The sequence below is a fragment of the Microbacterium sp. UNCCL10 genome (genome assembly GCF_000746195.1).
Lineage (GTDB): Bacteria > Actinomycetota > Actinomycetes > Actinomycetales > Microbacteriaceae > Microbacterium > Microbacterium saccharophilum.
Genome location: NZ_JQKT01000002.1, coordinates 1 through 9,764, shown reverse-complemented (window position 1 = coordinate 9,764; position 9,764 = coordinate 1). Strand labels below are relative to the sequence as shown.

The 9,764-nt window shown below is 65.6% G+C and carries 8 protein-coding genes; 4 read left to right on the top strand and 4 right to left on the bottom strand.

Translation table 11 applies throughout. From position 1 onward, the window contains the following. Positions 1-555 precede the first annotated feature (555 nt). The 3 genes from BR85_RS00115 to BR85_RS00105 all read left to right on the top strand — a co-directional run bounded on the left by BR85_RS00115 (position 556) and on the right by BR85_RS00105 (position 3,849). Positions 556-1,251 carry an ATP-binding cassette domain-containing protein gene (locus tag BR85_RS00115; protein ID WP_036272060.1) on the top strand — a complete coding sequence of 232 codons (696 nt, stop codon included), beginning with the start codon at positions 556-558 and terminating at the stop codon, positions 1,249-1,251. Continuing rightward, a complete protein-coding gene (locus BR85_RS00110) occupies positions 1,248-2,807 on the top strand; it encodes an ABC transporter permease (RefSeq protein ID WP_051526094.1) in 1,560 nt (519 codons plus the stop codon). The genes BR85_RS00115 and BR85_RS00110 overlap by 4 nt, the downstream gene beginning before the upstream one ends. Before the next feature lie 412 nt (positions 2,808-3,219). Beyond that, positions 3,220-3,849, top strand: coding sequence for a DUF305 domain-containing protein (locus BR85_RS00105; protein WP_028494801.1), 630 nt, complete (start codon positions 3,220-3,222; stop codon positions 3,847-3,849). Positions 3,850-4,084: 235 nt separating this feature from the next. Here the strand turns inward: BR85_RS00105 and BR85_RS00100 are convergent, their stop codons facing one another. From BR85_RS00100 to BR85_RS15065, 4 genes are all read right to left on the bottom strand, one after another. Beyond that, entirely contained in the window at positions 4,085-7,006 is a 2,922-nt protein-coding gene (locus tag BR85_RS00100) for a glycosyl hydrolase family 65 domain-containing protein (protein ID WP_051526093.1), read from the bottom strand. Next, the gene (locus tag BR85_RS00095) at positions 7,003-7,371 is read right to left on the bottom strand and encodes a phosphoketolase family protein (RefSeq protein WP_081782620.1); all 369 of its coding nucleotides are present in this window, start codon (positions 7,369-7,371) and stop codon (positions 7,003-7,005) included. The genes BR85_RS00100 and BR85_RS00095 overlap by 4 nt, the downstream gene beginning before the upstream one ends. A gap of 463 nt (positions 7,372-7,834) precedes the next feature. Continuing rightward, positions 7,835-8,521 (bottom strand): hypothetical protein, encoded by a 687-nt coding sequence (locus tag BR85_RS00090; protein WP_028494799.1) that lies wholly within the window; start codon positions 8,519-8,521, stop codon positions 7,835-7,837. Next, positions 8,518-9,084 (bottom strand): RNA polymerase sigma factor, encoded by a 567-nt coding sequence (locus tag BR85_RS15065; protein ID WP_081782619.1) that lies wholly within the window; start codon positions 9,082-9,084, stop codon positions 8,518-8,520. The genes BR85_RS00090 and BR85_RS15065 overlap by 4 nt, the downstream gene beginning before the upstream one ends. 474 nt (positions 9,085-9,558) lie before the next feature. On the opposite strand from BR85_RS15065, the gene BR85_RS00085 reads away from it, so the two are divergent. After that, positions 9,559-9,764, top strand: a 206-nt coding sequence (locus tag BR85_RS00085) for a transposase (protein ID WP_036275331.1), incomplete at its 3' end; no start/stop codon positions are given.

The following is a 9,764-nucleotide window of genomic DNA, read 5'->3' as shown; positions in this document are numbered from 1 at the left end:
TTTGATCGGTTCTCACTGACCATCGCACGATGGCTCACCACGTCAACGACGTGACACTCAGCACCGAGAACTACACCACCCCAGGGGACGCCACCTACCGAACATGGGCATGATGGGTTCGCATCCCACCGTTGATGACGCTTTCAAAGCCGCGCGACCGCGCGGAACACGCGATCCGCTTGTCCCACGGTGGGTGCAGCTCTTGCGGCGGGAGACACACGTCGCGCCTGGTGTCCCCGGGCATGCCCAGCGGCCACCGACGGAGCGATCGAGGAGAGCATATCGAGCGCTGAGTGCTGTAAGGATGGGAACAGTGAGCGCCTGATCAACCCGGCATTCCGCTTCCTTGGCGGTGCGACGGGCGCTGGAGCTGGAGTGATCGTTACGCTGCGATTTCACCCTGCCAAGGTGGAGTTCGTTTACGGGAACCGAGGGTTCACCTTCCTCCGTCTCCGCAGAAGAGTCCTTGGGTCGGACTTTATTTCGGAGAGCTGCCCCTGCAGCCGCAGGACCTACGTCCTTCACGCAGGGGCGGGCGGGTGACACACTCCGCGCATGGTCTCGAATCGGACGGAGCCGCTGGATCCGATCGGCGGCTCCTCTGCGGAATCGCGCGCCGACCCCGTAGTCAGCGCGAGCGGTGTCTCCAAGACCTACGGGCAGGGCATGTGGCCGCTCCGTCGACGGCATCGCGTCTTGGATGGTGTGTCACTGTCGCTGCATCGCGGCGAGATCGTCGGTCTTGTCGGGGAGAACGGGTCGGGTAAGTCGACGCTGATGCAGATTCTGGTCGGCGCGCTGCCGGCAGATGCCGTCGTGGTCGACCTGCGCGGTTCGCTGGGTTACTGCCCGCAACGACCCGTGGTGTTCGAGCGCCTCACCTGCGACGAGCACTTCGAGTTGTTCGGTGTCGCATACCGGATGAGTCGGGAGGAGCGGCTCGTGGCGCAGCAAACACTCTATGAGGAGCTCGATTTCGCTCGGTATGCAGATGTACGGGCGGATCGACTCTCTGGCGGCACGCTCGCCAAGCTGAATCTCGCTCTGGCGCTCCTTCCCGACCCCGCGGTGTTGCTCCTCGACGAGCCCTACGCGGGCTTTGATTGGGACACGTATCTGCGGTTCTGGGGGCTGGTCGAGCGTCAGCGTGGATCCGGCCGAGCAGTGCTGGTGATCAGCCACTTCATCGCGAACGAGGAGAGGTTCGACCGGATCATCGTGCTTCGCGACGGGAAGGCGACGCAGAAATGACGGCCGTCGCGGTGCTGACCCGCCGGTTTCTCGTCGAGTACGTCCGCAATCCCGTGAACCTGCTGGTGCTGGTGCTGATCCCTGTCGTCTTCGTGTTGGTTGCCGCGCAACCGATGGCGGATGCCGCCCACCTGCTGGGCGGCACCGGCAACGCTGTGGAAACCGCGACGGCCGGGTGGGCCGCCGCGTTTCTGGCCGCCCTCGCCATGTTCTTCCAAACCCGCCAGGCGCACGTCGCCGTTCGGCGGCTGGTGTTGGCTGGCCTTCCTGCGCGGTCGCTGGTCGTTTCCCGGCTGTTGACGGGGATCCTGATTGCCGTTCTCGTCTCCGCTGCGGCTGTCTCGACCTTGCTTATTCGGGCCGTCGTGGACGATCCGCTTCGTGTTGCGGCGGGCACCGTCATGTTCGCGGTCGTCTACGTCGGCATCGGCGCAGCGGTGGGTTCCATCGTTCACGACGCCGTCAACGGAACAGTCGTGATCCTGCTCATCTGGATCCTCGACGTCTTCTTCGGACCTGCCCTCACCTCACCCGACCGGGTGCAGATCACCCGGTGGATGCCCACACACTTCGTCACGCTGTGGATGGTCGACCTCCCGTCCGGCCACGGTGGACGCCTCGGCGACCTTGGGATCGCCTGGGTCTGGGTCGGAGCCTCCCTTCTCGTCAGTGGGCTGCTTCTGGCGCGGTCCACACGGGTGAGCCGTCTGCCGCACGGCGCACCTCGTCCCGGATGGGCGGGTCAAGTCGGGGCGAGCTTCCGGATGGGGCTGCGGCAGCTTGCTCGCAACCCCGCCCTCTGGGTTCTCCTTGTGACGGTGCCGGTCATCTTCATCTGGCTGTCCAAGCTCATCACCGACGAGCAGTACTCGATCATGCGCGTCCTCGAAGCCGGGCGGGAGACGGATGTTCAGGTCTGGCTGCCCGACACGCAGGCCGGAACGATGGCGCCGATCGCGGTGGCGTCGTTGGCTACCGTTGCCGGCCTCTTCTTCGCGCTCAACAACCGCGATGGTGACCGCCGGCTCGTGGAGTCCGGGATGAGGAAGTACTCGCTGCTGGCGGGGCGGTTCGGGCAAGTGGGAGTGGCGGTCGTGATCACAGCCGCAGCGTCGCTCGCGGTCACGGCGATGGTGTTTCCCGCCAAGCAATGGGTGGGGTTCGTCGGCGGCACGCTGCTCCTGGGCGCCGTCTACGCGCTGGTGGGCATGTGTCTGGGGGTCTTGTTCGGTCGCGTCACGGGGGTGCTGGTCGCGTTCGTCGTCCCATTCCTGGACCTCGGGATCACCCAGAGCCCCATGCTCCGGCTCGAACCACCGGGGCCCGCCGTCCTCCTGCCCGGCTATGGCCCCTACCGCGTCCTCATCGACACCGGCGTCACCGAGACGTTCGACGACGTCGCCGGAGTCCTGATCGGCTTCATTTGGGTGGTAGGCCTCGTACTTGTCGTCGTGATCCTGTTCTCGAGACAGACCGGCGCCGCCCGACGTCCGGCTCGGCCGCCAGCACAGGTGGGGCTGCGTAAGGCGTCAACGCGCACCGTGGAGACGACCTGACCGCGCGGCGCGTACCCGTCGTTCGCGAGCGGAAGGGGAGGACAGTGTTCGAGTGGTATGTCATCACGGGCGGGCCGAGCTCGGGAAAGACGTCGATGGTCGACCAGCTTCGACAGCGCGGATATCGGACGACGATCGAACACGCAACACTACATCGACCTGAAACGTATCGGCGGGCGTTCGGTGTCCGAGATCCGTTCCCGACAGCTCGAGTTCCAGCGAGCAGTGCTCGCGATGTAGCTCGAACAGGAGAGGGCACCGGATCCCGACGGGGTGGTGTTTCTCGACCGGGCACTGCTCTCGATCAGTCGAACTTGATTCGCCGTCCTGTTCGCCCGCACCTGCCTGGAGGAACATGTCGCCCGCCGGGCGCCGAATCACATCTGCTTCGACTGATTGAAAGGACACTGCTGTGAACAACAAATCGCGCGCCATCGCGCTCACGGTCGGCGTGCTCGCCGGAGTCCTCGTCCTCGCCGGCTGCGCCGCGCAGGATGGGGTCATGCCTGGTATGGGGGGCGGGCCCGGCGGCATGATGACCCAGACGATCGAACCCGGCGCTGACTTCAACGCCGCCGACCAGATGTTCCTCGTCATGATGATCCCGCACCATGAGCAGGCGATCGAGATGGCCGACATCCTCCTCGCCAAGTCCGGCATCCCGGACGAGGTGACCGAGCTCGCCCAGAAGATCAAGGACGCCCAAGGTCCGGAGATCGAGACCATGCGGTCGTGGCTGGAGGAGTGGAACGTCGACTATGACGAGGACTCGATGGGCGGCATGGGTGGCATGGGTGGCATGGGGCACGGCGACGGGATGATGTCAGAAGGCGACATGACTGCTCTCGAGGACGCGTCGGGCGCCGAGGCCGCGCGGCTGTTCCTGGAGCAGATGATCGTCCACCACGAGGGTGCGATCGACATGGGGGAGATGGCCCTCCGTGGGGCGCGGAACCCCGACGTCATCGCCCTGATCGACAAGATCATCGCGGACCAGACGGCCGAGGTCGCCACGATGCGGGACCTTGTCGAGGCCTTGTAACCCCGACCGACGGGCCAGCCAAGGCAGTATGGCCGGGTGGGTCCCTCTGATCCACTGGTCGGAATGTCGGGCCGAGTTCTGCCGGGCGCGTCGGACGGGGCCGGGCCCGAATTGTCCGCGCGCACCTTCGAGGGCGGAGAGCCCTTTGTCGAGGCGCGAGTCCTGGTTGAGCGGCCACAGCCCACGACGGGCATAGTCAGGGTGACGCGGCCGGCCCGGTTCCGGTTGGTGCCCGCTAACGGCTCGTTGCCGCGTCAGACTGCGCCGCTCCAGTGGAGTCGATGTCGAACTCCTTAGTCTGTCCGGCGGACAGTGTGTCGTCCGCGCCGCCGGTCCGGACCCGGAAAGGGAGGGCGGAGCTGGCGTGCGCGTGCAGCCTCAGACTCTTGCGCCCGACGGTCACATCGACGAGGTGTTCGCGGAAACGGATTTGGAATGCCACCTGCGACAGTTGAGGCGGTAAGCGCGGCGTGAAGACAAGTCCGTCGTCACTGTAGGTCATGCCGGCGAAGGATCGGACGGGTAAATCGATGGTGCCGGCCATCGCGCCGAGGTGGATGCCTTCGCGGGTTGTCCCGCCTTGCGAGTCGTCCAGATCGCCGATCAGTGCTTCGCGGTACGCGAGCCAGGATCGGGAGGGGTCGATCCCTGCCAGCACGGAGGCGCTGACAACGCGACTGAGCGTTGACCCGTTGGTGGTGCGGGCGAGGTAATAGTCGACCGTGCGGATGAGGTCGGCCTCGGGGAAGGGGTAGCCGAGTGCGTCTAGTTGCGCGCGAAGGCCGCCGTGCCCGAGGAGGTAGACGAGCATGACGACATCGGGCTGCTTCGCCAGCTTGTAGTGGTTCGTGCTGTCGTTCTCCGATTCGAGAATCAAGTCGAGTCGGCCGATGTTTCCATAGCGGCGCCGATAGTGGGCCCAGTCCAGCTCCTGCAGATCCTCGTAGCCGTCGAACTGAGTGAGGATGCCGTCTTTGTGGAAGCCCACGGTCAGCCGTGTGCTGAGGTGAGACCAGCGGGCGATTTCGTCGTCGGTGACGTTGAGGCGGTCCCGGAGAGACCGAGCTCGATGGCCATCAAGCATGGTGAGGGTGTCGCCCGCCCGCATGGCGACCCAGGAGGCGAGGACGTTGGTGTAGGTGTTGTCACGCAGCCCGGTACCGGGCGCGTCGGGAGGGCCATCGTGGAACTCATCCGGACCCATCACTCCTGCGATGTGGAATCTGTCAGTACCGGCATCATGTACCGCGAGTGAAGCAAACAGGCGGGTCACTTCGATGATGAGATCTCCGCCACGTTCGGCGAGCCATTCGAGGTCGCCGGTCGTCTGGTACTGCTGCCAGGCGTTGTAGGCAATAGCCAACCCCACGTGGCGCTGCCGATACGAGTTGTCTGCCATCCACCGCTGGGAACGGGGGTTGAAGAGGGCCTCGGGCGTCTCCTCTCGCCCATCGCTGCCACTTTGCCATGGGAACAGTGCCCCATTTAGGCCGGCAGCGGACGCTGCTGCTCGCGCTGTTCCCAGACGGCGCCATCGGTAGTCGACAAGTGCCCGACTGATCGTTGGGAAGCGGGCGGCGATCACAGGAATAACGAACACCTCGTCCCAGAAAATATGTCCTCGGTAGCCTTCGCCGTGCAAACCGCGAGCCGGCACGCCGGCGTCGAGCTCTGCTGAATGTGGGGACAGGGTCTGCAACAAGTGGAAGATATGCAGGTTCAGGATGAGCTGACTGCGGGCGTCGGCTTCGATTGTCACCGCGAAGCGCTCCCACAACCGCCGCCAGATCGCCTCGTGGCGTTCGAGCAGGACGCCGACGTCCGCTCCGTGCTCCGCGAGCAGGTTTAGGGCGGCAGCCCCGGGTTCTGTGATGGCGCGATCGTGCGAAGTGAAGATGGCGATCGTCTTGGTGAGGGTGACTGGTCGAGCCTGCTCCACGGCAATGCGGAACTCACGGGTGTGCTGCCACGGAGCGTCGGCGTGGCGCTCAGTCGCGCGGGCGGGCACGGTAAGGCTCGCGCGAACCGCGGTGGCGATGCGCACCTTGCTATGACGAGTCGCCACCTCGCAGAGGGTGATGTCACCAATGTGGCGGTACGTCGCTGGCTCAAGGTGCGCGGCGTCCGACCCGAGATACGCTGACACGTTGCTGTTGCGTACTCCCGCGTCGACTCCCGAGCGCAGCGTGACCATGCCGCTCCAATTGAGGGCGGTGATAGTGGTCTCGAGGACGGCCAGGTGAGGTTGGTCCATGGAGGCGAAAGAGCTCTGCACCAATCCGAGTCGCTCCCCTCTTGGGCCATCCAGGACCGCTCGGCGCGTGACCAGACCGCGGCGAAGGTGGACTTCGCGTCGTTCGTTGCGCGTCACGACCTGGCCGGTGGACAGCCACGGTCCGTCTCCGATGCGGATGTCCACCGGCAGCCAGTTCGGCGTGTTTACGAGATGTTCTTCCTCCAGAGGGCGGCCGTGGATGGTGCTGGTCAGCCGGTTGTAAACGCCGGCAAGGTAGGTGCCGGGATAGTGGATGCCGTCGTCATGGTGCTCGGGTCGGGCGCCACGGGTGACCATGTAGCCGTTGCCGAAGGCCGTCAGCGCCTCCCGATGTCCTTCGTGCGCAGGATCGAAGCCCTCATAGACCAGGAGCCAGGGGTCAGTCGACGAGACGCCCAGGTCGAGTTCACCGACGTCGCTCAACACGACGTCCGCGCCAGCCGCTTCCAGCTGGGCTCGCCGTCCGGCTCGGTCGATTCCGACGACGAACCCGAATCCTCCCCCTCGCCCGGCTGTGACTCCAGCGACCGAGCCCTCGACGATTGCGGTGCGGGACGGAGGAACGCCCAGCCGGCGGGCTGCTTCGACAGACATCGCGGGATCGGGTTTGACCGGCAGGTGATGCGTGAGCGCGGTGCGGCCGTCCACGACGGTGTCAAAACTGCTAGCCAGACCCCCCGCGGCCAGCATCTGTTGCGCGTCGGGGTTCACCGTGACCAGACCCACCGGTACGGCCGCGTCGCGCAAACGCCGCAGAAAGGCAGCCGTACTCGGATAGACCTGTCCGGCGGGGTTGGTGACAACGTCGTCCCAGTCGAAGAGGACCGCGTCATAGACGGCATCCAGATGATGTGTCCCATGAGTGGTGGACTCCTCGTTCATCTGGGTTCGCCCGTCTGCGTCGCGCGGCCAGTGGCGGCGCGGCCGCGGGTCCGCGCGCGGACCTTGACGAGGTCTCCCGGGCAGCCGTTGTAAGGGAGAAACACACGCGTGTCGGTGGCGAACAGAACCTCGAAGTCGCGGTCGGTCAGCCCGTATGGCTGCGCTCGCTGGTCCCGCATCTGCACCAGGTCCACGATCTTGACCACGCGCATCCTCAGGTTGAGGATGGGTGTCCCGAGAAGCGTCACGGCGGTGAGCGTCTCCAGGGTCGGCACGTCGCCTGCGCGGCCCATGACGACGGCGGGTTGCTCTCGGTCTACGCCGCCGACCCGGTCTGAGATACGACTGGGCGTCCGCGACGGCATGGAGCCCGACGTGCGGGCGGGTGCCGCGACGCGCGGCGGGTGCAACCGCCTAACGAGCGCGCCAACCCGACGGTCATCACCGGACCGGACGCGCGGTCGCGGCGCTGGGGACCCGCTGTTCAGGGGAGGGCGTCTATTCACATCCTCAGCCTGCTTCGGCTCATGCGAGGTTTCTATTGCAATTCAGTAAAGATCCCATGCAGGAGATCGGGTCGCCCGACGGTTTCCGAGCTCGCCTTAGGGCGGCCACTGATCCGAGGACGGCCGATACTGGCCAGCAATCGCGACACCAAACTAGGGAGCGTCCGGGATCCGGGTTCATTCGCTGTCGTGCGCGCGCACGAGGGCCCGGCGTTGCCGGCCGCTCCTCGGGGAGCGCGCACCGCACCGAAGCGAAGCGCGCTGCCAAACATCGTCGCCATCCGCAGACCAGTCGGGCCGGGTCTCAGGGCGCCTCGCGCCACTAACGGAGGTCGTCGTTGTGAAGCTCCTCCGGCAGTGTGTCTCCCCCGTCCGTAGCCCGTACGTAGCGGTCGCCCACCACTTCGTAGACGCCCGCGGACACGCCCGTGATGAAGAACTCATCGTCGCCAGCGGAAGGGAGACCTGTGGGTGAAAGGAAGAGAAGGTAGCGGCTGCCTAGGTCCAACGGGGCCCCTGGAACAGACGCCGTCATGCTGTCGAACGTCCGCACCCGCAGGGTGCTTCCCTCGGCGACAGTCACGGTCGAGGTGGGTGCGGTGGCCCCGAGCGTTGCGGGAGTGAAAGTGCGCTTGACCTCGACGGTCCACTCCGTGGTTCCGTCGGGGCCTGGCTTCTGGTCGACGAGCATTCCGGAGACGACCGCGCCGCTGTCAGAGATCAGCTCCTCCACCGACGAATACATCCTCACGCGCGATCCGATTCCGGTCGACGGTTCGGCGCGGGGGGGACTGGATGGCTCGGGCAGCGCCCCACCCGGAACGTCACCCGCCCCCATACTCAAGGCAAGGGCCACGATCGATACTCCCACGCCCAAAGTGGCCGTGCCCACCGCGAAGCGCGTCATCGAGACGGCCCGCATCGGCCGACTCGCAGTCGTCGAGCTCGGCAGGTTTACGAGCAGCTCCCGCAGCGCTGCCGACCGCTCGTCGCGCTGTTGATCTTTCATGGACGTACTCCTCCGTATGCTTGTGAAGATTGCAGTTCCTGGTACCTGGTGCGGAGCGCTCGGTTGGCTCGGTACAGGCGTGACTTCACAGTCCCGGGCGGGATCCCGAGCGCCCCGGCCGCCTCCTTTTCGCTAAGCCCGCCGAGGACGCACAGAGCCATCACTTCTCGGTGGGGACGTGACAACTGGGCAAGGGCCAATTGGGCTGGACCATCGTCGAGTCGCTCAGCGGGATCAGGTGGAAGCGTCGGTGGGGGCAGCCGTTGGAGCAGCGCACGGTATCGACGAGCGCTTCGGCTCACGTTCGATGACGTGTTGGTGGCGACCACGAGCAGCCACGGCAACATCGACCCTTCGACGAATCTGATTCGGTCTCGCTTCCGCCAGGCTTCGAGCCAGACGATCGCAACCACGTCCTCGGCGTCTGTCGGGGTCGGTACAAGCCGGAGGCTGTGACGGTAGACCCGGTCCTTGTGGCGATCAAAAAGCTCGCCGAGCGCTTCGCCGTTGCCTTGCGTGGCGCTCCGCCAGCGCTCAAAGTCGGTGACGTCCTCGGTGGTCATACCTGTAGTGTCCGCCACCTGCCATCCGGTTCCCCCCAGCGCGCAGAACTTCGAGCTGGGCGGCCACATCCGGCGGCGACCGCGTCTCGCGCTCGTATCGCGTTGCGCCCTGATGACCCCTTTTGATCGCTCGACCTCTACCACGCGGCGGCGCTTCACGGACGCGCCGATTGTCGATAGATAGATTCGCCTGTGGGTGGGGGTTCAGGGTGTCTGCTCATGCCCGCGCACTGGCGCGCCGAGGGTGGCTCCGAGGGGCATCGATCCCGTGACCTCACGATTTCAGTCGCCCGGTTGCATCTGCCGCGAACCGTTGGTCTTCCGATTAGCGCGACAGCCACGATCGGGGGCCGGTGGCGTCCCCTGGGGTGGTGTAGTTCTCGGTGCTGAGTGTCACGTCGTTGACGTGGTGAGCCATCGTGCGATGGTCAGTGAGAACCGATCAAAGCTACTCACAGAAAGACACAACGCACGATGGCTCTAGACCAGTCTGCCCTCCTCGAGCTCCTCGGGGAACTGAAACTCACCGACGTCACCGACCGAATCCGGCTGGCGACCGAAACGCTCTATCAGGAGCTGATCGATGCGGAAGCGGCCGCGTTCATCGGTGCCGCCCCGTTCGAACGCACCCCGGACCGCACCACCCAGCGCAACGGCACCCGCCCCCGCACCCTCACAAC